This window comes from Micromonospora sp. Llam0, from assembly GCF_003751085.1.
Classification (GTDB): domain Bacteria; phylum Actinomycetota; class Actinomycetes; order Mycobacteriales; family Micromonosporaceae; genus Micromonospora_E.
The window spans coordinates 2,583,923-2,607,082 of the sequence record NZ_RJJY01000001.1 but is presented as its reverse complement, the minus strand read 5'-3'; the positions used below and the strand labels follow the sequence as shown (position 1 = coordinate 2,607,082).

At 68.8% G+C, this 23,160-nt stretch carries 21 protein-coding genes and 1 riboswitch; of the genes, 14 read left to right on the top strand and 7 right to left on the bottom strand.

Going from position 1 to position 23,160, the window contains the following annotated elements; all coding sequences use genetic code 11:
* Window positions 1-42 precede the first annotated feature (42 nt).
* Window positions 43-233, top strand: a riboswitch (cobalamin riboswitch).
* 81 nt (window positions 234-314) lie between these two features.
* Genes EDC02_RS11625 through EDC02_RS11600 form a run of 6 tightly spaced genes read left to right on the top strand, consistent with a single transcriptional unit; the run spans window position 315 to window position 5,429 of the window.
* On the top strand, window positions 315-1,385 hold the full coding sequence (locus EDC02_RS11625; protein ID WP_199757594.1) for an iron ABC transporter permease: 1,071 nt from the start codon (window positions 315-317) through the stop codon (window positions 1,383-1,385).
* Window positions 1,382-2,209: an ABC transporter ATP-binding protein gene (locus EDC02_RS11620; RefSeq protein ID WP_123601958.1), complete on the top strand. Its 828-nt coding sequence runs from the start codon at window positions 1,382-1,384 to the stop codon at window positions 2,207-2,209. The genes EDC02_RS11625 and EDC02_RS11620 overlap by 4 nt, the downstream gene beginning before the upstream one ends.
* A complete protein-coding gene (locus EDC02_RS11615) occupies window positions 2,199-3,164 on the top strand; it encodes an ABC transporter substrate-binding protein (RefSeq protein WP_123601957.1) in 966 nt (321 codons plus the stop codon). Before EDC02_RS11620 ends, EDC02_RS11615 begins: the two co-directional genes overlap by 11 nt.
* Before the next feature lie 14 nt (window positions 3,165-3,178).
* Window positions 3,179-4,231, top strand: coding sequence for an ABC transporter substrate-binding protein (locus EDC02_RS11610; protein WP_123601956.1), 1,053 nt, complete (start codon window positions 3,179-3,181; stop codon window positions 4,229-4,231).
* Window positions 4,228-5,070: a hypothetical protein gene (locus EDC02_RS11605; protein WP_123601955.1), complete on the top strand. Its 843-nt coding sequence runs from the start codon at window positions 4,228-4,230 to the stop codon at window positions 5,068-5,070. The genes EDC02_RS11610 and EDC02_RS11605 overlap by 4 nt, the downstream gene beginning before the upstream one ends.
* Before the next feature lie 26 nt (window positions 5,071-5,096).
* Window positions 5,097-5,429 carry a hypothetical protein gene (locus EDC02_RS11600; protein ID WP_123601954.1) on the top strand — a complete coding sequence of 111 codons (333 nt, stop codon included), beginning with the start codon at window positions 5,097-5,099 and terminating at the stop codon, window positions 5,427-5,429.
* Between the two features lie 49 nt (window positions 5,430-5,478).
* Here the strand turns inward: EDC02_RS11600 and EDC02_RS11595 are convergent, their stop codons facing one another.
* The 4 genes from EDC02_RS11595 to EDC02_RS11580 form a co-directional block, all read right to left on the bottom strand.
* Entirely contained in the window at window positions 5,479-5,631 is a 153-nt protein-coding gene (locus EDC02_RS11595; protein WP_233605872.1) for a hypothetical protein, read from the bottom strand.
* Between the two features lie 10 nt (window positions 5,632-5,641).
* The gene (locus EDC02_RS11590; RefSeq protein ID WP_123601953.1) at window positions 5,642-6,475 is read right to left on the bottom strand and encodes a transposase family protein; all 834 of its coding nucleotides are present in this window, start codon (window positions 6,473-6,475) and stop codon (window positions 5,642-5,644) included.
* Between the two features lie 106 nt (window positions 6,476-6,581).
* A complete protein-coding gene (locus tag EDC02_RS11585; RefSeq protein WP_199757836.1) occupies window positions 6,582-7,028 on the bottom strand; it encodes a transposase in 447 nt (148 codons plus the stop codon).
* 20 nt (window positions 7,029-7,048) lie between these two features.
* A complete protein-coding gene (locus EDC02_RS11580; protein ID WP_123601952.1) occupies window positions 7,049-7,540 on the bottom strand; it encodes a winged helix-turn-helix domain-containing protein in 492 nt (163 codons plus the stop codon).
* 254 nt (window positions 7,541-7,794) lie between these two features.
* Here EDC02_RS11580 and EDC02_RS11575 point away from each other — a divergent pair, with 254 nt between their 5' ends.
* The 3 genes from EDC02_RS11575 to EDC02_RS11570 all read left to right on the top strand — a co-directional run bounded on the left by EDC02_RS11575 (window position 7,795) and on the right by EDC02_RS11570 (window position 11,283).
* On the top strand, window positions 7,795-9,276 hold the full coding sequence (locus EDC02_RS11575) for a recombinase family protein (RefSeq protein WP_123604711.1): 1,482 nt from the start codon (window positions 7,795-7,797) through the stop codon (window positions 9,274-9,276).
* Between the two features lie 764 nt (window positions 9,277-10,040).
* Window positions 10,041-10,412 carry a hypothetical protein gene (locus EDC02_RS39520; RefSeq protein ID WP_148083427.1) on the top strand — a complete coding sequence of 124 codons (372 nt, stop codon included), beginning with the start codon at window positions 10,041-10,043 and terminating at the stop codon, window positions 10,410-10,412.
* Between the two features lie 568 nt (window positions 10,413-10,980).
* Window positions 10,981-11,283: a hypothetical protein gene (locus EDC02_RS11570; RefSeq protein ID WP_199757592.1), complete on the top strand. Its 303-nt coding sequence runs from the start codon at window positions 10,981-10,983 to the stop codon at window positions 11,281-11,283.
* Window positions 11,284-11,340: 57 nt separating this feature from the next.
* Here EDC02_RS11570 and EDC02_RS11565 read toward each other — a convergent pair whose 3' ends face one another.
* Window positions 11,341-12,879 (bottom strand): ABC transporter ATP-binding protein, encoded by a 1,539-nt coding sequence (locus EDC02_RS11565; protein ID WP_158632153.1) that lies wholly within the window; start codon window positions 12,877-12,879, stop codon window positions 11,341-11,343.
* Window positions 12,880-12,991: 112 nt separating this feature from the next.
* Here EDC02_RS11565 and EDC02_RS11560 point away from each other — a divergent pair, with 112 nt between their 5' ends.
* From EDC02_RS11560 to EDC02_RS11540, 5 genes are all read left to right on the top strand, one after another.
* Complete coding sequence (locus tag EDC02_RS11560; protein ID WP_123604710.1) at window positions 12,992-13,405, top strand: Fur family transcriptional regulator; 414 nt, start codon at window positions 12,992-12,994, stop codon at window positions 13,403-13,405.
* 9 nt (window positions 13,406-13,414) lie between these two features.
* Window positions 13,415-14,098 carry a flavin reductase gene (locus tag EDC02_RS42785; protein ID WP_123601950.1) on the top strand — a complete coding sequence of 228 codons (684 nt, stop codon included), beginning with the start codon at window positions 13,415-13,417 and terminating at the stop codon, window positions 14,096-14,098.
* Window positions 14,099-14,253: 155 nt separating this feature from the next.
* Entirely contained in the window at window positions 14,254-14,925 is a 672-nt protein-coding gene (locus EDC02_RS11550) for a hypothetical protein (RefSeq protein WP_148083425.1), read from the top strand.
* 149 nt (window positions 14,926-15,074) lie between these two features.
* The gene (locus tag EDC02_RS11545; RefSeq protein ID WP_148083424.1) at window positions 15,075-18,626 is read left to right on the top strand and encodes a choice-of-anchor M domain-containing protein; all 3,552 of its coding nucleotides are present in this window, start codon (window positions 15,075-15,077) and stop codon (window positions 18,624-18,626) included.
* Between the two features lie 85 nt (window positions 18,627-18,711).
* The gene (locus tag EDC02_RS11540) at window positions 18,712-19,431 is read left to right on the top strand and encodes a trans-aconitate 2-methyltransferase (RefSeq protein ID WP_233605871.1); all 720 of its coding nucleotides are present in this window, start codon (window positions 18,712-18,714) and stop codon (window positions 19,429-19,431) included.
* Window positions 19,432-19,502: 71 nt separating this feature from the next.
* Here EDC02_RS11540 and EDC02_RS11535 read toward each other — a convergent pair whose 3' ends face one another.
* Both EDC02_RS11535 and EDC02_RS11530 read right to left on the bottom strand, forming a co-directional pair.
* Entirely contained in the window at window positions 19,503-21,242 is a 1,740-nt protein-coding gene (locus tag EDC02_RS11535; RefSeq protein ID WP_123601946.1) for an ABC transporter ATP-binding protein, read from the bottom strand.
* A complete protein-coding gene (locus EDC02_RS11530; RefSeq protein ID WP_123601945.1) occupies window positions 21,239-23,086 on the bottom strand; it encodes an ABC transporter ATP-binding protein in 1,848 nt (615 codons plus the stop codon). Before EDC02_RS11530 ends, EDC02_RS11535 begins: the two co-directional genes overlap by 4 nt.
* Between the last annotated feature and the right edge of the window lie 74 nt (window positions 23,087-23,160).

The window sequence follows — 23,160 nt, the reverse complement described above, 5'->3', positions numbered from 1 at the left end:
CGCACCGGGCAGCAGACCTCAGCTGTAGGGCACACACCGGCGTGTGTGCTAGTTTCCGCTGGTCCGAAACGGGTCGCGGTAGTGGGAAGCCGGTGTGAATCCGGCGCTGCCCTCGCAGCTGTGACCGGGGAGCGGGCACCCCTCGCGACGCCACTGGGCCACCCCGGCCCGGGAAGGCCGGGTGCCGGCAGTGATCCGGAAGCCAGAAGACCGACCGCGCCCCACAACGAACGGCTCTACGAGGCGTGGAGGCACCGTGGTCACTGTCGTGCTGCCCGGGCAGCTCCGGAAACCCCCACCATCAGCGGCAGGGGGTGACCCGCGCGTACGCCGCCGACGTGCGCGCCCGTAACTGGCCCGTCGCCGCCGTCGTCACCGTCGCCTGCCTCACCGCCGCGGTGAGCCTCGGACCGGTGCAGGTAAAGGCGACGACCGTGTGGTCAGTGGCCTGGAACAACACCGGTGGCCGACTGCTGGCCCCGGTCCCGGTGACCTGGCCGCACGGCGACGAACAGATTGTCTGGCTGGTACGGATGCCGCGCGCGGCGCTGGCCGCCGTCGTCGGCGCCGCGCTCGCCGCCGTCGGTGCGGTCATGCAGACGCTGCTGCGCAACCCGCTCGCCGACCCGTACCTGTTGGGAGTCTCCTCGGGAGCGTCGGTGGGCGCCGCCGTGGTGGCGCTGCTCGGCGCGTTGTCGTCCTGGGGCATCTACGCCCTGCCGTCCGGAGCCTTCCTCGGCGCGTTACTGGCGGTGCTGCTGGTCACCGCGCTCGGCCGCCGAAGCGGCCGGGCCGGACCGGTGCAGATGGTACTGGCTGGCGTCGTCGTCTCGTACGTCCTGTCAGCGGTCACCAGCTACCTGGTGATCAGCTCACCCGACCACCAGGCGGTACGCGGGATACTGTTCTGGTTGCTCGGCACGGTGGCAGGGGCACGCTGGGACGTGGTGGCACTGACCGCCGTGGTGGCCGTCGCCGGCGGCGCGGCACTACTGGCCCGCGCCCGGGCACTCAACGCCATCAGCGGCGGCGAGGAGTCCGCCGCGACCCTCGGCGTCGATGTCGCCCGGGAACGATACGTACTGCTGGGCGTCTGCGCGCTGATGACGGCCGTGGCGGTCGCCGGGGTGGGCGCTGTGGGCTTCGTCGGGTTGATGGCCCCGCACGCCGTGCGGCTCGTCATGGGAGCCGACCACCGGGCCGTGCTGCCGGTGGCGATGCTCACCGGCGCGTCGTTCCTCGTCCTGGCCGACCTCGCGGCCCGCACCGTGGCCGCTCCGGCGGAGCTGCCCCTGGGAGTGCTCACCGCGTTGTGCGGCGGCCCGTTCTTCCTCTGGCTGCTGCTGCGCCGCAGCGGCCGCAGCGGGCTCGGGGTCACCGCGTGACCGGCGCGCTCGACTTCGACACGGTCACCGTGCACGTCGGCGGCCGGGACCTCGTGCGGGACGTCTCGATCACCGTACGACGCGGCACGATAACCGGCATCCTCGGGCCGAACGGCGCCGGTAAGACGACGCTGCTGCGCGCCGGCTACCGCGTCGTGCGCCCCGACTCCGGCGACGTCCGGCTCGACGGTACGAGCCTTCCCCAGCTACGCCCGCGTGCCTTGGCCCGTCGGCTCGCCGTCGTCCTGCAGGAACGCGACCACGCGCTCGAACTGACCGTCGCCGACGTGGTCGCCATGGGCCTGACCCCGTACAAGCGGGCATTCGAGCCCGACACCGCAGCCGACCTCGCCTGGCTCGACCGCTGCCTGACCCGGGTGGACGCCTCCCATCTGCGGCACCGGGCCTTCGCCACGCTGTCCGGTGGCGAACGTCAACGCGTACTCATTGCCCGCGCGCTGGCCCAACGCGCCGATCTGCTCGTGCTCGACGAACCCACCAACCACCTCGACGTCGCCGCGCAGCACGAGGTCCTGCGTCTGCTGCGCGGGCTGGAGCTCACCGTGCTGGCCGCCGTGCACGACCTCAACCTCGCGTTGGCGTACTGCGACGCCGTGCACGTGTTGTACGCCGGCGCGCTGGTCGCCAGCGGCCCCCCGGCGCAGATCATCGAACCCGCTCTGGTCGAGCGGGTCTTCGGCATCCGAGCCGCCACCGTCGTCAACCCACTCACCGGAGGAACCCAACTCGTGTACGCCCCACTCGGACCCCCGCCGTCGCATCCGGTCCCGGACACACCGACCGGAGCCGACAATGCCCGGTGACGAGCTGACCTACCGGCCGGGCCTCGTCGGCGAAGCAGCGGCACCGGCGCGGCGGGTCGTCACCATCGACAGCGGCCCACTGTCCCTGCTCGCGGCGTTGGGCACCGTCGACCGCGTCGTCGCCGCCAACGACACCGACGGCGGCTGGTCGACGCTGCCCGCCACTACCCGAGCACAGATCTCGTTGCTACCGCGTCGCTTCCCAACACTCGCCGACATCCTTGCCCACGGCCCCGACCTGGTAGTCGCCGGCGACAACGAGGCGTTCGGCGACGGCGCCCTCGGCGCCCGCGCCGCACTGGCCCGACGCGGCATCCGCTCGTTCCTGCTCACCGAGGCCGCACTCGAGGACGCACCCGTCATCACACCGGCCACGATCCACTCGACGATCAACGACACCATCGCCCTCGGCCACGCCCTCGGCGTCGCCGACCGGGCCGAGACGATCGCCGCCGGCTGGCGTACCCGGATCGACGCCGTCGCCTCGCGAACACGACGCAACCCACCACGACGGGTCTTCGTACTCGACATGCCCCGCCACGACGCCGTGCTCACCGCCGGTAGCGCCGCCGTGGTGACCGATCTGCTGCGTCGAGTCGGCGGTGAACCCGTGACAACCGATCTGCCTTTCACCTACGGCTGGATGCCCTGGCACCAGCTCGCCACGCGACCCCGCCCACACGTGCTGCTCGTCAGCGACTACGGCCCATTCGACGTAGCGGACAAGCTCGACCGCCTGCGGGCCCGACCCGAGATCACCGCGTGGCGCGTCGGCGAGCTGCCCACCGTCGTCCTACCGCTACGCGACACCGTCGAAGGCGCCAACAACATCGACGCGCTCGAGTACCTCGCGACCGCATTCGCGGATCTGCCCATTGACGCCGGACTCATCGGCCAGGACGCCGGACCCGCCAGCCAAGGCATCGAACCCACCGATCAACCGGAGCGACCATGACCACAGGACCAACCGTGACAGCGCCCACCCGCAGCCGACGCGCTGTCGTCGCAGCCACCCTCACCGGCGTCGTCGCCGTCGCCGGCTGCACCAGCACCTCCGACTCCAACCGGGCCGACCCCGCCGCCGCGCCGACTGCAGCCACCGGCCCGATCACCGTAGAAACGTGCCAGCGCACGATCACCCTGGAGACCTCGCCAGAGCGAATCTTCGCTGTCTTCCACCCGGCCATCGAGCTGGTGCACGCACTCGGTGCCAGCGACCGGCTCATCGGCTCGGCCTTCCTGGACAACGAGATCCTGCCCGAGTACGCCGCAGCACAGGCCGATGTGCCGTACAACGACGACTATCCCAGCAAGGAACGGCTCTACTCGCTGTCTCCGGACTTCGTGCTCAGCGCCTTCAACGACGCCTTCACCCCCGCCGTCCTCGGCAGCCAGGACGACCTGGCGCAGCAGGGTATCGAAAGCTACGTCTTCGGTGAATGGTGTCCAGCGGGGGAGCCGGGGGAGGGCAACCCGCTGCAGCTGACGCAGGCCACGTTCGAAACGACCTACGCCGACATCACCCAGGTCGGTGACCTCCTCGGCGCAGCGGACCGGGCGGCCGAGATCATCGCCGCGATGCAAGCCACCGTCGACGACACCCGTCAGCGCGTCAGCGGTGCAGACACCTCGGTCAGCGTTGCCGTCGGCACCCTCCGCGACGACGGGACCGTATCGGTCCAGGGCGGCAGCGGTATCACCCAGGAGATCATCGACATCGCTGGCGGCACTAACGCCTACGCGGACGTCGCCACCCGCCAGGCCAGCGTCTCCGTCGAGGACTTCGTACGCCGCGACCCCGACGTCATCGTGCTAGCCCCCTGCTGCGGCGCGGACATGACCGTCGCCGACGGACAGAAGGAGATCGACAAGTACCTCGCCGCCCCCGCGCTGTCCGACGTGGCCGCCGTACGCGACCAGCGGTTCGTCGTCGTGCCCTTCCCCGGTCTGTTCAGCGGAATCCGCAACGCCGACACTGCGGCGCAGATCGCCCGGGCGCTGCACCCCGACCGGTTCCAGTGACCGGAGCCGACCGCGTCGGGACGCTCGACCAGCTGCTGGCCGCCGTGACCGCGCGCTGCGGCGACCTGCAGCTGAGCAGCGCACCACCCGACCCTGCGAACGGGCGGGAGTGGGTGGACCTGACCGGCCTCGGCCGCGTCGACGCGGTCCAACGCTCGGTCGACGCGATGCTCGCCACCGACGCCTGCGGCGATCCCGGCGTCGCCGGGGCGTTCCACGGACTGTACCTCGCCCACGCCGTCGCCGGACCGATCGCCGCCGCCGTCACCGCACACAGCGCACTATGGACCCTCCGCGACGGCCCGGTCGATGCCCGGGTGCACCCCGACGGCCGGTGGTTCGACGCGATCGCCGTACCCGGGGCACGCCTGCGCCACCTCGGCGAACCCGACCTGCCGGCCGACGGCGACCTGCTCGACGCCGCGGCCGACGAGATCACAGCCTTCCTCGCCCCGGTATTCGCGTATGTCGCTGCCCTGACCCGCTACGGCCTGCCCGGCCTGTGGGGGCACGTCGCTGACCAGATCCACCGCCGCGCCCTGGCCGCCGGTCCGGAGCCGGCGACCGCATGGATTGCGGCCGGCCGGCTCACCGACCGCCTCGCCAGGCGTGTGCCGCTGCGCACCCGGCCCCGCCTGGACGATACAGCGGTAGCCGCCAGCGACATCCTGCTGATCAACGGCACCTGCTGCCTGCTGTACCGGATCCACTCCGACCCCTTCAGCGGCGGTGACGAGGCCGGACACTGCACAGCGTGCCCTCGGCTGCATCGCTGGCGCCGTGACCGTGCCGGACGACCCGACCCATGGGGTCATGATGACGAGGAGACACGCCAGTGACAACGACCGGGCCTGTCGGATGCACGGTGACCGTGTGCCGGGACTGCTGCTGCGGCAACCCGTCCAAACGCCCGGCCGTGGACCACGACGGCCAACTGCGGCGGCTGCGGGAGGCGTTGACCGGGCGGCACCGGGTACGCACAAGCCAGTGTCTGGACGTCTGCGACCAGGCCAACGTGATCGTGGTGCATCCCACCCCGGCGACCCGTCGGGCAGGCGCCCGTCCGGTCTGGTTCGGGCTGGTCGACGCCCCGGCGATCGACGATGACCTGATCGGATGGGTGCTCGACGGTGGACCCGGAGTGGCACCGCTGCCGCCGATCCTGGAACTGTCGGTGGTCACCGCGCCGGCCCAATGACCCATACCCCGGCCCGCTACAGCGGTTGAATAGCTGGGGTCTGTAGTTGTCATGGTGGTTCCGGTTCGAGGGTGAGTCCGGTCTGGGCGAGGAAGCCGGGTATCAGCTCCGGCCGGTACTGGATGCGTTTGAGCCGGTTGCGGATGATCGCGGCGAGGTGGTCCACGCCGTCGACGGCGAGGTTGCCCAGGCCGGCTTTCATTGAAGTTATCTCAACAAGATCTGTAACCATGTTCAAAGTGAAGTAGCACGAGGGCGGCTTTCGCTATGTCGCCGATCTTCGTCGGCGGAGTCGTGACACCTTGCAGGACGCGCCACCTCTGGCTCAATAGCGCGAATCCGCGTTCGCCGAGGCACCGCATCGCACGCAGGAGCATGTTGTAGGTCCGGTTGTCGACGTGGAGCCGGTGTCCACTGGTCGGCTTCTTCACGGGGGTGTGTACGCCCTGACCTGCACCTTCGTACCCGGAATCCGCCAAGGTGGGTAGTCCGCGAGCGGCGGCCGCGTAGAGCGCGCCGAGGACCTCTTCCTGGGCGATACGTAGGTCATGGACTGAGCCGGGAGCGACACCGGAGACCCATACCGGGAACCCGTCGGGGCGCATCAGCGCCTGGACGTTGCCGCCGAAGTCGTGGGTCTTTCCGGAGTAGTAGGCGTCGATGGTCTCGCCCTTCCTGTTGGCTGTCTTCTCCGCGTACCGGTCGCTGTCCACGACCTTGCCGTCGAGGATCAGGTGTGACCAGCCCTCGGCTTCGACCCGGTCGAGGGCCTCGGACAGATCCGGCGCCTGCGCGGACAGCACCGCCAAGACCTCGTCGTGGTAGCGGTAGGAGGTGGCCCGGGACAGCCCGAACCCGGCGCCGAGCTGGGGGATGTCCACGCCGCGGTTACGGAACCAGACAAGGCCGAACACCGCCTGCCGCCAGCAGGTGAGCAGTCGGGTCTTCCTGCGTGTGCCCAGCGACCGCCGGTGGGCGCGTAGCAGACTCGCCACGTAGGAGACGAGTTCCCTCGGGACGTCGAGTGTGGCACGATAAGTGATCACGTGGGGTCCTCTTGGTGACGGATTCTTGTGGTGAGACCGGTTTATCGGAGGACCTCACGTCCCACAAGAATCGTCGCTATTGCCCCTTATGTGCGTGTCGCACCATTCAACGAACCATTCGTTGTTGAGAAAACTTCACTGTCGACCACAGACTCTCGACGGGGTTGAGGTCCGGGGCGTACGCGGGTAGCTGGACCACGGTCAGCCACCGGTGACGGGCGGCGGTCAGGCGACGCATCGTGGTGCTGGTGTGGGTGTTGACCCCGTCCCAGATCAGGATGATCGGGGCGTGGAGTTGGTGGTGCGCGGCGGTGATCAGGGCTGCGTAGTCGTCCTCGGACAGGCTGCGGCGTTCACCGGCGCGGTTGCGGTGCACACGGAGCCGGTAGAAGACGTGGCCGCGCCGGCCGGGTTTGAGGCAGACCAGGCCGGCGATCGAGACCCGGCCCGAGCCCTTGGCGTTGACTCGCACGACGGGTGTGTGTCCTCTGCGGGCCCAGGTGGTGGCCCGTGGTGGTCGCAGGGTCTGTCCGGCCTCGTCCTCGAAGACGATCCACGCCCCGGTCGCCGCCGCTAGCCTCGTACCTTGGCCCAGGTCGTGGCCCGCCAGGCGGCGATAGCGTCCTCGTCGCGTTGGACCGCCCGATGCTTCGGGACCTGCGGGGTGTAGCCGATGCGGTGCAGCAGGTAGGACACTCCGCGCAGGGTGTAGGAGGTGTGGAACAACCGTCCGATGAGCGTGGCGACCCGGGCGAGGGTCCAGCGTTGGTCCTCGCTCCAGCCGTGTTCGGCTGGTCCGAGGTCCAGCTCGGCGCGTAGTCGCAGCAGCTGATCGGGTGAGAGCCGGCAGATGGTTCCGCCGGGTCCGGTCGAGGCGAGGGCGGTCATCCCGCCGGCCTGCCAGCGGCGCCGCCACTGGTAGGCCGACTTCGTCGACACCCGCAGCCGGGCCGCGACCTCGGTCGCGGGCACACCGGCGGCGAACATCCGCGCCGCCCGCATCCGCATCTCTTCCCGCTTGGCCCGCCCGCCGGCGGACAGACCACCACTATCGGCGTACCTCATACCTCCGGCATAGACCGGCCGTCATCGGTGGTCACGCCGACACGCCGCCTGTGATCAACCAGACCCGAACCGACCAACAGACCCCAGCTATTCAACCGCTGTAATCTCCTTGACCGGTTCCCCTCGGGCTCCATGGTCGTCTTGGGCGGGCTTTGCCGTCGTGCGGGAAGCCGAGTCTCACCGACCGCCGCATCGTTGTCCACTTGCATCGACAGCTGTAATTTTTTGTGGAGTCTCTGCGCGGGAGGGTCCTGGTGCGGTACTCACCGGAGTCGGACGGTCCTGATCTGCTCGGCTGGTGGCTGCGGCAGCCGGACCGGCGGGGCCGCACACGGATGCGGTGCCCGACACCACCGTCGGCTTCCGCGGGGATACGGTTCGCCTTCTACGGACGGATGTCGACCCGGGAGTTCCAGGATCGGTTGTCGTCGGCGCGGTGGCAGCGGGACGTCGCTGAGGAGACGATCGCGGGCCGGGGTGCGATCGTGGCCGACTTCTTCGATGTGGGTTGTTCCCGGCAGGTGCCCTGGCAGCGTCGTCCGCAAGCCGCCCGGTTGCTGGCAGGTCTGGCTGATCCCGGCCGGGGGTTCAATGCGGTGGTCGTGGGCGAGTTCGAGCGGGCCTTCTACGGCAACCAGTTCCGTGAACTCGCGCCACTGTTCGATCTGTACGGGGTGCGGTTGTGGTTGCCCGAGCTCGATGGCCCGGTCGACACCGGCAACGAGCATCACCTGTCACTACTGGCCCTGCTCGGCGTGCACTCGAAACGGGAGGTCCAGCGCTCCCGGTTTCGGGCGAAGGCGGCCATGCGCGCCCAGGTGATCGAGCAGGGCCGTCATCTCGGCGGCCGGCCGCCGTACGGGTACCGCCTCGTCGCGGCGGGGCCGCACCCGAACCCGGCCCATGCCAAGTGGGGACGCGTGGCCCACCGGCTGGAACCCGACCCGTCCACCGCGCCGCACGTGCGGTGGATGTTCGCCCAACGCCTCACCGGGCGCAGCGTGGCCGGGATCGCCCGTGATCTCAACGACCGTCGCGTCCCATGCCCGTCCAGCGTTGACCCGGGTCGTAACCCGCACCGTAGTGGTGCGGGATGGACGCTGCGTACGGTGGCGTCGATCCTGGCCAACCCTCGATACACAGGTCGGCAGGTCTGGAACCGGCAGCACACTGACCGCGGCCCGCTCGACGCCGCCGATGATCTTCTTGGTCATTCGGAGGTGCGCCGCTGGAGTCTGATGCAACAGTGGGTCATCTCCCAGGACATCGCCCATCCGCCGCTGGTCAGCGAACGCGACTTTGTTGCCGCCCAGCAGGCCGACGCCCGACCGGCACCGGCCGACAGCGGAAGCGGTCGCTATCTGCTCACCGGACTGATCCGCTGCCAGGAATGCGGCCGGACTCTCGACGCACACTGGGTCAACAAGCACGCCGCCTACCGCTGCCGCCACGGTCATCGCACCACAGCGGCAGACGGGGTGACCCGGCCGCGCAACGTCTACATCCACGAAGCCAAAGCGATCAGACAACTTGCCCAGCGGCTCGGTATCCCGGCCGCCGACCCCAACGCCGTCGTAGCCGCGCTGCTCGAACACGATGTCCACGTCACTTGCGCCATTGGTGGAACGCTGACCGTCATGGATATCCCCACCCGGTCGGCGATACACCGGCCAGCCGCGATCCCACACCAGCGCAGGGCAGCAGAAAACCCCACCGAGGCGCTTCATCTACCGTGAAGACCACCCGTGGGGGTTAACGTGTCCGAGAATCCCCACCGTCCGCACCTACGCGCACTTTGAGTGCGCATGCGCTGATACTACAGCCTTACTGGCCGGTGCCGCAGAGCGCATTTGGCGAAGCTCCGGGGGAGCAGCGACGTGCCTGCGGTCGTGGCGGCGCTCCGGGTCGTCGCAGCGGAGCTCCGCCAGCGTCTGGCCACTCATAGCTCGGGCACGTTCTACGCGTGGTACGACCAGCAGGCGGGCCAACTGAGATGTTCGCTGTCCTCATTCCCACCGGAGACCCTTCCATTCCGAGCGCCCTCCGTGGTGACCGGCGACGCTGTCGAGGTTGTGCAGCTGGCCGCTGTGGACCCGGAGCCGGTGTCGTTTCCTGGAGCGAACTGGTCGACATCACCGATTAAGCCACGGACACGGACATGCGGAAGGCGCAGCCACCTGCACCGTTCCCGGTGTGGTGCACGTTCCTGCCGTGACGACACGCTCCTCCTTGAGGGCTGAGTCCCTCGACGTTCAGCAGCGCCCGCGCGGCGGCATTTCCGGGCGTCGTGGGGCGTCGTGGGGCGTCGTGGGGCAGCATGGGTAGCACAGAGCGTGACAGCCCTGCCGGCCCCGCGCGCGATTAGCTCACCGAAGAGTTGCGGACTGCCGCGCAGCGGTCGCAGTTGCCGGCGCCGACTGTCGGCCGCAGTGGCCCGCACGGCGGGCGCACGATCCGCCGACCGAAGCGGGGGTTACGGTGGATAACCAACAATCCGACGATGAGGCTGCAAATGATCAATGTCCAGGAGTTCGCGCAACGGCTGAGTACTCTCGGAGCTGATACGTTCACCAGCGACGACGTCGTGGACCTGGCGACCGCGGCTGATGTTCGCATCAGCGCAGACCTCGAGATCGACGCCGCCCTGGCGCAGCGCTTGCTCGACCAGATTTCGCCCACCCTGCCGGTTACCGGGGCCCAGATCGCGTCGTCGCGATGGCCGCCACCGAAGTCTTCCCGTCCTGCGGCGCCTTCGGTGTCGTTCTCCAGCCCCGGTGCCGTCGACGGACCGGCTGATCAGCCGGTCCGACCTCGCAGTTCTGGGCCTGTGGGTAGCGGTCGGCGAAACGGCTTTCGACGAACTGGCAGGTGAAACTGCAGTCCCAGCTTTTCAGCAACCGCCAGACTGCTCGCCGCATCCGTCGACTACGACGCGAGCTGCGAACCCAACTCCCGCCGCCAAGTGACATAGCCCGGGGCTGAAGGTGCTGACGTGGTCGGCGGTGCCGTGGTGCCCTTTCGATCGCGGGAAGCGGCCCCTCGCTGACTGCGACGTCGTAGGCGCCGCTGGCAATCATCTTTACGGATTGACCGTGAGGTGGTTCGTGGTCACGGACTGTCGTGTGGACTGCGGCGCTGATGGTGGATCGTCGACGGGAACGGGGCCGCTGCGCGACGCTGTCGGGTTTGTTGTGCCCGGGCGAGCTGCGGTCAGTCGGATGGATGAGCTCGTAGTGGACCCCGTTCGGCCCGACGCGGGTGCGTTCCGCGAGCTTCCGCTGCGCGGTGAACTGCCCTGGATCCGTAGGGCGTCCTGGTAGGACCGGCCGAGTGGCCGCACCGGTAGTAGCCGATCGGGCAGGTTGTCTCCGAATCCGTGAGAATCGGTGCCGCCCTCACTACCGTTTCCTGGCGTACCGGGCTTCTTCGGAGGAGGGGCAGTGGCAACCGAACAGATGCATCGGCAACACGAGGCACACCAGCACCGACATGGGCCGGACTGCGGTCACGTCGCCGTACCGCACCAGGAACACGTCGACTACGCCCACGACGGTCACCTGCACCGTGAGCACCAGGGCCACTTCGACGAATGCGAGCCCGGCGGTCACCAGGTTCACGACCGGCACGACCACGAGCACCGTGAAGGGTGCGGGCACGTGGCGGTGCCGCACGACGGACACGTGGACTACGTGCACGACGGACATCGACACACCCGGCACGACGGGCACTGGGACGACCACTGACACCGGTGATTCCGCCGGTTGTCGCGCCGCCGGTGGCGCACCGGGGGACAGACCCGCCTATCGGTCGACGAGGCGCCACCCTTGTGCTGCGACGCGCTCATGCCAGAACGACGCGTACAGGCCGGTTCGGTCGACGAGTTCGTCGTGGGTGCCCCGGTCACTGACCTGCCCGTCGGACAGCACCAGGATCTGGTCCGCGGCCCGTACGGTCTGCAGCCGGTGGGCGATGACCAACAGGGTCGCCCGGCTGGCCAGGGCGGCTACCGCCGTCTGCACCGCCGCGTCGGCTTCGGCGTCCAACGACGCGGTCGCCTCGTCGAGGACGACGATCGGAGCATCCTTGAGTAGCGCCCGGGCGATCGACACCCGCTGGCGCTGCCCGCCTGACAGCGCCGTGCCGCCCTCACCTACCGCAGTGTCCAATCCGGCGGGCAGCTCGGCGAGGACGTCGCCGAGACCGGCTTGGGTGATGGCCTCGCGCACCTCGTCGTCGCTGGCATCCGGCCGGCCGAGTCGGACGTTGTCGGCGAGGGTGCCGTCGAACAGATACACGTCCTGGAAGACGAACGACACCCGTGACGCCAGGTCCGCCGCGTTCAGGTCCCGTACGTCGACTCCGCCGACGCGTACCGCCCCGGCGTCGACGTCCCAGAACCGGGCCAGCAGGCGGGCTACCGTCGTCTTGCCGGCGCCCGACGGGCCGACCAACGCGGTCATGCTCCGCTGCGGCAGCGTGAAGCTGACCCCGCGTAGCACCGGGCGCCCCTCGTAGCCGAACTGCACGTCGTCGAAGACGACCTCGCAACCGTCCGGCTGCCGGGGGTGCTGGGGCTCGGGCAACGTCGCCGCCTGCAGGACCCGGTTCAGCCCGGCGAGGTGTCCAGCGGCCATCCGTAGCGACGCGCCGAGTTCGGCGGCCGTGGCCAGTGGTTCGGTGAACCGGACCGTCAACACCAGTACGGCGACGAGCGTCGCCGCGTCCAGCGCGCCGCCGAGCGCGAGGTGGACCCCGATCAGCAGTACGGCGCCGAGTAGGGCCCGTACGGCGAATCCGAAGGAAATCAGGCCGACGATGGCGCGGCTCAGCAGGGCACGGTCCGCCTGGCTCTGCGCGAGCAGGGTGTCGTCGAGCAGACGGTGTTCCCGGGCGGTCCGCCCGTATGCCCGCAGCAGCGGCTGCGCCTGCGCGAACTCGACGATCCGGCTCGCCGAGTCGTCCATCACCCGGTGCCGGTCGGCGTCGGCCCGGGCGATCGCCCGGTTGCTCCAGCGCAGGATGAGCAGCAGCAGCGGTGCGGCCACGGCGACGGCGATCCCGAGTCGCGGCTCGACGACGAGCAGCGCCAGCACCACCACTGGTGGTGTCACCGCGGCGGTGATCACCGGCCGCATCAGGTGTGCGGGCACGTTCATCAGCTGCAGGACGCTCTGGCTCGCCAGCCGGCTGACCTCGCCGGTGCGGGTCGGGCTGAACCAGCCCAGCGGCAGCTGGGCGATCTTCTCGCCGAGCCGTTGGTGCAGCAGCCGGGCCACGGCCTGCCCGGTGGCGAAGCCCAGGTACTGCCCCGACCAGGTCAGCGCGGATCGCGAATTCACGCGATGTGGGTGCCGGCTACCCCTGCCACCGGTCACCGGCACCCACATCACCACCGACCTTCCTCGTTGCCATTATGGTAATGGCAACCGTTACTAACATGAGGTGGGCGTGGTGAATCAACAGCCCGCGGAGGCCGGCCGCTCCACCCGCCAGCGCAACGAGATCCTCGCTCTGCTGGACGCGACCGCCGAGTTTCGCAGCGCCCAGCAGCTGTACGCGGCGTTGCGTGCACGAGGTTCGACCGTCGGTCTGACGACCGTCTACCGGACCCTGCAGGTGTTCGCCAGCGCCGGTCAGGTCGATGTGATGCACAGTGCCGGCGGCGAGCAGCTGTACCGTCGGTGCAGCCAGACCGAGCACCACCATCTGGTCTGCCGGCTGTGCGCCCGGACCGTCGAGGTCGCCGGACCGCCCACTCAGGAGTGGATCGGCCAGGTCGCCGCCGAGCACGGTTTCACCGACGTCAACTGCATACTCGAGCTCTTCGGCATCTGCACCGACTGCGCCCGGCACGGCGATGACTGAATTTCGGGTATGCTTGCAGGCCGATTCCGGGAGTTGATGCGCGCCTATCCGACCGGCGCGGTCGCGTTGACGGCGGCCACCGACCGAGGCCCGCCCGCCTTGCTGGTCGGCTCTCATCCCCATCTCGCTCCGGTCGGTGCTGGTCGGGTTCCGCGTGGGGATCAGTCCACGACGTGGCCGGACATTCGCCGGACGGCTCGGGTCGACATCGCCACCCTCGCCGCCGATCAGGATGATCTTGGCGCGGCGCTTGCTGCGCCCGGCCCGCAACCTTTGCCGGGCGTGCCATGGCAGCCGTCCAGTACCGGTGTCCCGGTCCTTCCCGGCGTGCTCGCGCACCTGGAATGCGTGCCAGCCGGCGGATCATGTTGCCGCCTCGGATCGCACCTCGCCGGCACGTGGACCACTGTTGCAGGGTTGCCATTGCAACGAGCGCTGGTGCGGTCCGGCGCCCTGCTCCGTGCATCGTCCGTAGCCGCGGCCAACGGCTGTAGCCCGCGAGGACTGATGGCTTGCGGCAATGCCGGCCCGGCCTGGTTCCGGGGCGGAAGGATCCAGCCTTGTTGGATGGGCTGCCCACTCCAGCCTTCTCCATTCTGCACCGACAGCCGGAGCCGCCTGTCGGTGCGAGGTGCTGTCGTGGCCTTCGAGCTGCGTCGCGGTAGGGGTTGGTGTCCTCCGGGTTTCGACTAGATCGTCTTGACAGGGTGACAGCTCACTGCTTAGATCAAGATGAAATTCATTTTCATTAACGCTACTGGGGTGAGACGTGCTGGAAGGAGCCGTTTGCGTCCACTACGTACTCATCAGTGGCTGCCAACTCCAGTGAGTGAGAGGTGACCGAGACCATGACTGCTGTCCGGACATCGGAAGACACCGGTCTCCCGAGGAAGGCGGGGCGGAACATCCTCGCCGCCGTCGGCGCTGGCGTCTGTGGGTTGCTGCTGGCTGTAGCGGCTGGCTCGCCCGCGTACGCGGGCGTCTACGCGACGAACGACATCACCGCCGGTCACATCGACATTGTCAACATTGAGTGTCCGTCCACTCCGACGCTCGCCCTGACCACGAAGATCGGTTCGGGTACCCCGGTGAACCCGGTGGACATGCACAACTACGCGTTCGTCTACGACGACGTGAGCACCGCCGTGACCTGGGTGTCGACGACCGGTACCGCCGGCTACTGGAAGATCGACATCGGCTCGGCCACGCAGTCCTCCGCTCCCTGGGTCGGGTTCAGCTTCGAAGGTTCCTGCCCGGGAAGTGGCGCGGTGTGGATGAGCGCCGCTGGCGCGAATCCGGGTGACGTCCGTCTGTTCAACTCGGCAGGCTCGCAGGTGCTGGGCACGTCGTCCGGCACATACCCGCTCGGGTCGGGAGCGCACACCCACTTCGAGTGGCGTTTCTACGCGGCGTCGAAGGCAACCACGCCGCAGATCTACAACCTGTACTTCGGATTCTCCGCCTCCGCGCCACTGTCCACCCAGAACTGGCTGGCAGCGAAGTTCGTAATCGTCCCCTGAGTTCTGGAGCAGGGGCGGCCGTTGCGCGGCCGCCCCTGTCGCTCCGATGAAACAGGACCGTGCAACTCGAAGGGAAACCCGTGGAGCCTCTGGGACGGCGTCAGCGAACACCGAGGTCGACGTGCGCGGTCGTGACGGTGGTCGCTGTCATGACCGCGCTGATTTCTGCCCCGACGCCGGCCGCTGCTACCGTGCCGGAGGAGATCACCGCGGGCGAGTACGAGTTGACCTCGTATCCGGTCGATAGCGGTGGGATGACGATCGGTCTTGCCGACCGTGGTGAGATCACCGAGGTCACGGGCGATGTGCTCACGTTCCGCCTTCCGAGTCAGGCGTCCTACCCGGTGCCCGACGCCGGGGCGTACGCCTGGCTCGGGTCGGCGGGATCGCCGGGCTACGCGACCGAGGGCTGGCTGACCGGCTCGTCGGCGGTCAAGTTGTCGCTGTCCACCCGGGGAGTCGCCGGCTACGACTACTACGACGACCTCCTCGGCGAGGACGCGCCGATCTCCTTTGCCTTCTCGGACGTGACCGGTCCCGGTGACTTCGCGTTCTATCAGCTTCCCGATCTACCGTTCCTGGCGCCGGAGCCAAATGCTCCGGCCGGTTCCCGCTTCGGTACCGGTGTGCAACGTGACGGCACGCCGCAGGGGGCGGTCCCGGTCGAGTTGGCACCCCGCACGACGATCAACGACCGTTTCCGCTTCTCCGCTGCCGGGATGTATTGCCTGACCGTGACGACGAGCGCGTCGTTGGCGGACGGTACGACCGGGACCGCCTCGGTGCGGCTGCGGTTCGCTGTCGGCGACGGGATCGCAGCCGATGCGCAGTGCGGTGACACCCCTGGCGGCTCCGACCCGACGGATCCTACTGACCCGACCGATCCCACCGACCCGACCGACCCCGGTGATCCCTCGGTTGCCGACTGGGTGATCCGTGACGGTCACATCGATGCGGTCGCCGGGCGGATCGACACCGTTGACGACGTGGACGCGCTGTCGCTACAGGCGAAGTACGACGTTCCCGGCGAGTCCCGTGCGGAGTGGATCGAGTACGACGAGCTGGTCATCGTCGTCCCGGACTCCGTGCAGCTGAGCACCCCCGCCGCGTACCTGCCCGGTGACGAATGGTCCTTCATCGCCCCGCCTGCCACGTCGTACTGGAACCTGCCGCTCGGCCAGTTGGCCGGTGCGCCGTGGGCCGGCCTGAGCACCGAGTCCCCGACACTGGCCGGGTTGGGCCAGGACCGGGTGCTGTGGCGCGTCGACGCCGTCACCGGGCCGGACAACCAGCCCGCCCCCGGGGACGTCATCCTGTGGGAGGGATACCCGCAGCGGGCCGGCATCGGAATGGAACGCATCGACCTGCCGGTGTTCAGCACGAAACTCGGCCTACCGGCGGCGCGGTGGGTGCCGCTGCACACCCATGCCCACTTCAACTGGTCGATCACCGAGCCTGGTGTCTACTGCATCGCGATGGCCCTCGATGCGGAGACCGAGGATGGTCGGCGGGTCGCCGACACGGAGCAGCTGACCCTCGTGGTCGGCGACAGCACCGACCCGTCCACCGTCACACCGTGCGGACGGACGCAGGACTATCCTGAGCGGAGTGCCGCTGTGCCGGCACCGAATCCGATATCGGATTCGTTCGTGCTGGGCGCTGGCGTGTCCTCCCTGGTCAGCGCGATCGACGATGGCGACCTGGAGACCCAACTCGCGGTCCTCGACCCGACGCTGTCCACGCCCGGGACCCGGCACGACCTGGAAAGCGTGATCTTTCACCGCCCGGCGGCGTTGTTCCGGGCCGGCACCGGGAACGTGCCCGGCTTCGACACCGGCGTGTACGGCAATTCGATGCAGGTGATCCGGTGGGACACCACTGGAATCCGGCCCGAGCAACTAGACGGCGACCTACGTTGGTCGCTGCACTCGGTGGTGGGGCCAGGAGATGTGGCACTGTCTCATGGTCAGACTCAGAGCGGGCCGTTCGTGTTCAACACCGCCACCGGCCAGACCGAGGCCCACCGTTTGTGGCCGGGTGCGGGCGGCGGCGAGACGAACAGCGCCGTCCTATGGTCCTTCAGCCGGCCGGGGAAGTACTGCCTCGACCTGGAATGGACAGCAGACCTGCCCGCCGGTGACATCGCTTCGGACCGCAGGACACTGACCTTCGTCGTGGACGGCCCGCTCGACCCCACCGTCCGCGCCAACCCTGACGGCAGCTACCCGGGTGCCTCCTTCACCCACGACGCCGAGACGCTGACGAAGACCTGTGTCGACGGCGGCCGGCCGACCAAGCCCGAGGAGGTTCCCATTCCCGGCGGCGAACCCGACCCCGTGGAGCATCCCTGGAACGTCCCGAACTGGTCCCGGACTACATCCGGCGCGACAATCCTCAACCGCGGACACGTCGACCTCGCCTCGACCCTCGACGGCGGCGGACTGCGCACCATGGTGAAGGACACCACCACCGAGGGGATCGCACACCCACCCGACGGCAGCGGGGCGTACTGGCACGAGATGTCGGACGTGGTCCTCCAACTGCTCCCGGAGTCCGCGACAACCGTGCCGAATGGGGCGTACACCTTCATCGGACCCGTCGGCAGCCGCATCTGGAACCTGCCGCAGACCGAACAACCTGGCCTGCTGTGGCCAGGCTGGTCCGCGGAGACCATCCGCCCGTCCGACCTCACCGGAGACGGACTGAACTGGACGCTCACTGCCGCCCGTGGACCCGGCGACTTCTTCATCCACCAGGTCGGTCCGTTCGGGGCGCCGGTGCACATCTTCGACTCCGCGAACGGGCTGCCGGACACGACCAGAATCAGCGCCGGCTCGCACGTGCACGCCAACTGGACGTTCACTGCCCAGGGCAGCTACTGCCTCGCGTTCGAACGGACCGGCACCCGAGCCGACGGCACACAACTGTCGAACGCCTTCACCCTGGCGGTCGTCGTCGGCGAGGCCGACCCGACCGGCGTCGATCCGGGAGGATGCGCGGACCTACTACCTGGTGAAGATCCCAACCCGGTAGAGGACCCCTGGAACGTCCCGAACTGGTCGCGTACGACGTCGGGCGCGGTCATCCTCAACCGTGGATACGTGGACATCGCCTCGACGCTCGACGACGGTACGCTGCGTACCAGGGTCCGGGACCTGACAGTCGAAGGGATCTCCCGGTCCTCGGACGGCAATCAGGCGTTCTGGCATGAGTTGTCGGATGTGGTGTTCCAACTGCTTCCGGAGTCCCGGACGGTGGTCCTGGGTGACGCGTACGGCTTCATCGGGCCGGTGGGCACTCCCGTCTGGAACCTTGCACAGGCTGAGCAGCCGGGCCTGCTCTGGCCGGGCTGGTCAGCGAAGACGATCCGCCCGACGGACCTCGATGGGGACGGGCTGTCCTGGTCGTTGACTGCCGTCGAGGGACCGGGTGACGTCTTCGTCTACCAGGTTGGTCCGTTCGGTGCGCCGGTCCACCTCTTTGATTCGAGTAACGGGCTCCCGGACACCCAGCGGATCAGCACGGGTACGCACGTGCACGGCAACTGGACGTTCACGGCGCAGGGTAGTTACTGCCTCGCGTTCGAACGCACCGGTACGCGTGCGGATGGCTCGCCGTTGTCGGATGTGTTCAGCCTGGCGGTGGTCGTCGGTGAGACCGACCCGACCCTGGTGGACCCCAGTGGGTGCGAAGGGTCGTAGCCGTGGCTGCCCACCTGGGGACGCCGCCCGGCGTTCTGCTCGGAGATGATGGACTCGACCTGTTCCCCCGGAAATGGAGATCTTCGTGCTCGATCAGTACCAGGAAGCCGGGGAGTTCCTCGACCTGTTGAGCGTCGATGCCTGGGAGGCTCTGCGCACGCCGGTCCAGCAGGCTCTCGTCGGTTCTTCTTCATCCGCTCCCGCCGTGGATCTGGGTGCCGGCAGTGGACGTGGTGTCCAGATCCTGGCCGAGACCCTGCCGGCGGGCGAGATCATCGCGGTGGAGCCGTCACCGGTGCAGCGGGCGGCCCTGCACGCCCGGATTGTCGACGACCCGGATCTCGTCTCCCGTACGACGGTCGTTGCCGGCACCGCGCAACAGGTCGCCCTGCCTGAGTCGATCGGTGCGGTGTTGGCGATGAACATGATCGGCCATCTGACGGCGGCGGAACGCGGTGCGCTCTGGCAACGCCTGGCCAGTCGGCTGTGTGACGGTGCCCCGCTGGTGGTGAATCTGCAGCCGCCAGCCGAGGCGGTAGCCGTCCCGGAGTCGGAGTTCACCACGGTGCGGGTGGGTCGGCTCCGCTACCAGGGCAGCGGAGCCGCACAGCCCGCCGGGGCCGACCAGGTGACCTGGCGGATGCGGTACCGGGTGCTCGACGACGAAGGTCGATCGGTGCGGGAGATCGTGGCGGACTACACGTGGTACGTGGTGTCGGAGTCACAACTCATCGAGGAGCTGTCGGCGGCTGGCTTCACGACCGAGGTCGGACAGTTCGGTGTCGTGCGCGCGGTGCGCGGATGAGCGGCCGGTGGTCGAGATAGGCGCTGGTCGGCTGGCCGCCGCTGATCGGCGCGAGTTGGGACCACGGCCGGTCAGGCCTGCGCTGGTTGTAGCGTCCAGCCACGGGCGCGGTCGCGTTCGTGCCAGAAGTCGGCATAGCGGCCTCCTGCCGCCAGCAGTTCGTCGTGGCGGCCCCGTTCGACGACGCTGCCGTCGTCGCCGAGCACCACGATCTGGTCGGCGGCCATCACCGTGGAGAGCTTGTGTGCGATGACCAGTAGGGTGCTGCGTGCCATGAGGGTGCGCATGGAGTCCTGCACGTAGGCCTCGTTCTCGGGGTCGAGGGCGGCGGTCGCCTCGTCGAGCAGGACGATCGGGGTGTTCTTCAGGATTGCGCGGGCGATCGAGACCCGTTGGCGTTCCCCGCCGGAAAGCGCTGAGCCGGCCTCACCGACCTTGGTGTTCCACCCGTGTGGCAGCCGAGCGGCGATCTCGCTGACGCCGGCCAGGTGCGCGGCACGGTCGATCTCCTCCTCAGTGGCGGCGGGGTTGCCGATGCGGACGTTCTCGCGCAGGGTGTCGTCGAACAGATAGACGTCCTGAAAGACCAGCGAGAGCTGGGCCATGAGGTCGTCGGCGCGTTGGTCACGTACGTCGACGCCGCCGACCCGCACGGTTCCGGCGTCGATGTCGTAGAACCGGGCGATGAGCCGGGTGACCGTGGTCTTGCCGGAACCGGAGGGTCCGACCAGGGCGGTCATCGTACGAGGTGGCACTCGGAAGGAGATTCCGTTCAGCACCGGTTCACCGGTGCGGTAACCGAATCGGACAGCGTCGAACTCGATCGCGCCGGGCTCGACGACGGTGGCGGCACCGTCCGGTTCGGGAAGCGGCGTGGCGTCCATGATCTCCTGGATGCGCGCCAGTTCACTGCGGGCGGAGCGGATTGAGCCGCCGTACTCTCCGATTTCGTTGAGCGGCTGTACGAACCGGGCCATGACCCCGAGCAGGGCGATCAGCTCAGCCCCGGTCAATGTGCCGCCCAGAGCGAAGCTCGCGGCCAGCACGATGAAGATCGAGAACGTGAGTTGGATCGCCACGCCGCTGAGGATCAGTCCGAGCACCGATTCGACGAGGTTTCGGCGTACGGCGACGCGTTGCCGTTGCGTGGCGTCCTCCAGCGGTTCGTAGCCTTCCGCCGAGCGGCCGAAGGCGCGCAGGACGCCTTGGGCGCGGGCGAACTCGATCACCCGGTCGTTGGCTTCGACCGCGGCGGCGTGTACCGCGGCGTCCGAGCGGGAGATCAGCCGGCTGGCCCCGCGGCTCGCCAGCGCGACCACCGGTGCGGCCGCGAGCAGGGTGAGCCCGAGACGCCAGTCGAGGAAGAACATTGCGACCGTCACCGTCGCCGGCCCGGCGATCCCGGTGATGAGCGGGGTCATCAGGTGGGCCGCGCCGCCGCCGACCGCGAGCGTGCCCTTGCTGGCGACCTGGGCGACCCGGCCGACCTTGCCGGCGAACCAGCCGATCGGCAGCTTCACCAGGTGGTCGCCGATGTTCAGATGCATGGTCTTCAGCACGATCACCGCGACCTGGTATCCGAGCATCGCCTGCGTGTAGTGCGCGACCGAGCAGGCCAGGACCGCGACGAGCATGCCGCCAAGCCAGGCGAGCGTCGCCGGGTAGTCGCCTGCGATCAGCGCCCGGGCGATGGGCACCAGGAAGACGATCGCGACGCCTTGCAGGACCCCGTAGGCAGTCGCCCAGATCAGGAACCGGGTGTAGAGGCGTTGGTCCTGGGGTCCCAGGACTGCCCGGAGCTGGCGGATCATCGCTGTCCTCCTGTCGACGTCGTCGCCGCGGCGTTTCCGGTCGCTGCGGATGCCGAGGTGTAGATCTGCCACATCCGTGCGTACTCGCCCTGCGCGGCGACGAGCTCGGGGTGGGTGCCGAGTTCGACCAGGCGTCCGGCGCTGAGGACGGCGATCTGGTCGGCGCCGACGATCGAACCGAGCCGGTGTGCGATAACCAGTAGAGTCCGGCCGCCGGTGAGTCGGGAGAGAGCGTCCTGGATGGCAGCCTCCGATTCCGGGTCGGCATAGGCGGTCGCCTCGTCGAGCACGAGGATCGGCGGGTCGGCGAGGATGGCGCGCGCGATGGACACCCGCTGTGCCTCCCCGCCCGAGAGCTGCGCGTCGTCGCCGATCACCGAGTCGTAGCCCCGCGGCAGTTCGAGGATGCGGGCGTCGATCTGCGCCGCCTGGGCTGCGGCCCGTACCTGGTCGAGGGAGGCATCCGGGCGGGCCAGGCGGATGTTGTCCGCGACGCTCAGCCGCAGGAGCTGCACGTCCTGGAGTACGAAGCCGACCCGCTCGTACAGGGCACGCTGGCTGAGCTCGCGCACGTCGACCCCGCCGACGCTGACCCGTCCGCTGGTCACGTCATGGAACCGCGGCAGCAGCGTGGCGAGCGTGGACTTGCCGGAGCCGGATGGCCCTACCAGCGCGGTGACGCTGCCTATCGGCAGCCGCAGGCTGATGTCGTCGAGCACCGTCGTCGTGCCGTCGTAGCTGAACGACACGTCCTCGAACGCGACCGTCGCGTCGGCGGGATCGCGTGGATGCGCGGCGAGCGGTAGCACCGGCGTGTTGAGCAGGTCGACGATCCGTTGGGCGGCAGCGGCGGCCTCACGCCGGGCCTGCATCCCGTAGCTGACCGTGACGATCGCGGTTGGCAGGGTCATCGCCACCAGGCCCGCGGTGAGCACGTCGACTGGGCCGACCTGGTCGGCCGACATCAACCATGTGCCACCGGCCAGGGTTACCAGCAGCACTACCGGGGCGCTGAGTGCGATGCTCGTGATCGCGTCGGTGCGCAGCATCGGCTGCACCCACGCGGTGTACGCCTCGCCGAAGCCGGTGGCCGCCTTGCGGTAGCGCTCATGTGCCTTGCCCGCCTGCCCGAAGGTCTTGACGACCGAGATGCCGGCGACGAACTCGATGATCGTTGCGCTGATCGCCGCGATGCCGCGGTCCATCTCGATCATCTTCGCCGTCATCCCGCGGGCCATGACCGCGTAGGCGATCGCGTAGACCGGCAGGGTGCAGATGCCCAGCAGCGCCAGGCGCCAGTCGAGGACCACGAGATAGACCAGTCCGACGAGCGGGACGGTCAGCGCGGCGGTCGTCTCGACCGCGCCGTGCGCGACGAGGTAGTGCAGGTCGTTTATGTCGTTCTGGGTCGCCTTACGCACCAGCCCCGAGGAGTTGCGGGTGAACCAGCCCAGTGGCACCCGTCCCAGGTGCGCGGTGATCCGTCGGCGCAGCACCGCCTGCATCCGGGCGTCGGCGAAATGGGTGACCACGAGCGCGCCCCCGCCGAACAGCACCCGCAGACCGAGGGCACCGGTCACGAGACCGACGACCAGCCACACCCGTCCGGCCTCGACCGGCCCGTCCGCCAGGAACAGTTTGCCCAGTTCCGCGATCGCGACGTAGGGCGCGATCGTTGCCACCGAGGCGACGAGCTGCATACCGATCGCGAACCTGATCGAGCCGGCGACCGGACGCAGCAGGGAATTCAGTGACTCCCCGGCGGTCTTAGCCTGGCGTCGTACCTGCGCAGCGTCGATGGTCGAGTCCGCGACCGCCCCGCTCTGCTCGTCCGTTACCTGCATGCGCTGTCCCTTCACCGCGACGTGCGCCCTCGGGTGAGTCCGATCCGGACCGCCAGTAAATGATTCTCAGTTCC

Excerpts from the sequence above, each read along its gene's own strand:
- EDC02_RS11535 (WP_123601946.1), bottom strand. The coding sequence starts at position 21,242 with ATGATCCGCCAGCTCCGGGCAGTCCTGGGACCCCAGGACCAACGCCTC.
- EDC02_RS11595 (WP_233605872.1), bottom strand. The coding sequence starts at position 5,631 with ATGAAAGCCGGCCTGGGCAACCTCGCCGTCGACGGCGTGGACCACCTC.
- EDC02_RS11545 (WP_148083424.1), top strand. The coding sequence starts at position 15,075 with ATGACCGCGCTGATTTCTGCCCCGACGCCGGCCGCTGCTACCGTGCCG.
- EDC02_RS11615 (WP_123601957.1), top strand. The coding sequence starts at position 2,199 with ATGCCCGGTGACGAGCTGACCTACCGGCCGGGCCTCGTCGGCGAAGCA.
- EDC02_RS42785 (WP_123601950.1), top strand. The coding sequence starts at position 13,415 with ATGCTTGCAGGCCGATTCCGGGAGTTGATGCGCGCCTATCCGACCGGC.
- EDC02_RS11530 (WP_123601945.1), bottom strand. The coding sequence starts at position 23,086 with ATGCAGGTAACGGACGAGCAGAGCGGGGCGGTCGCGGACTCGACCATC.
- EDC02_RS39520 (WP_148083427.1), top strand. The coding sequence starts at position 10,041 with ATGAGGCTGCAAATGATCAATGTCCAGGAGTTCGCGCAACGGCTGAGT.
- EDC02_RS11550 (WP_148083425.1), top strand. The coding sequence starts at position 14,254 with ATGACTGCTGTCCGGACATCGGAAGACACCGGTCTCCCGAGGAAGGCG.
- EDC02_RS11580 (WP_123601952.1), bottom strand. The coding sequence starts at position 7,540 with ATGAGGTACGCCGATAGTGGTGGTCTGTCCGCCGGCGGGCGGGCCAAG.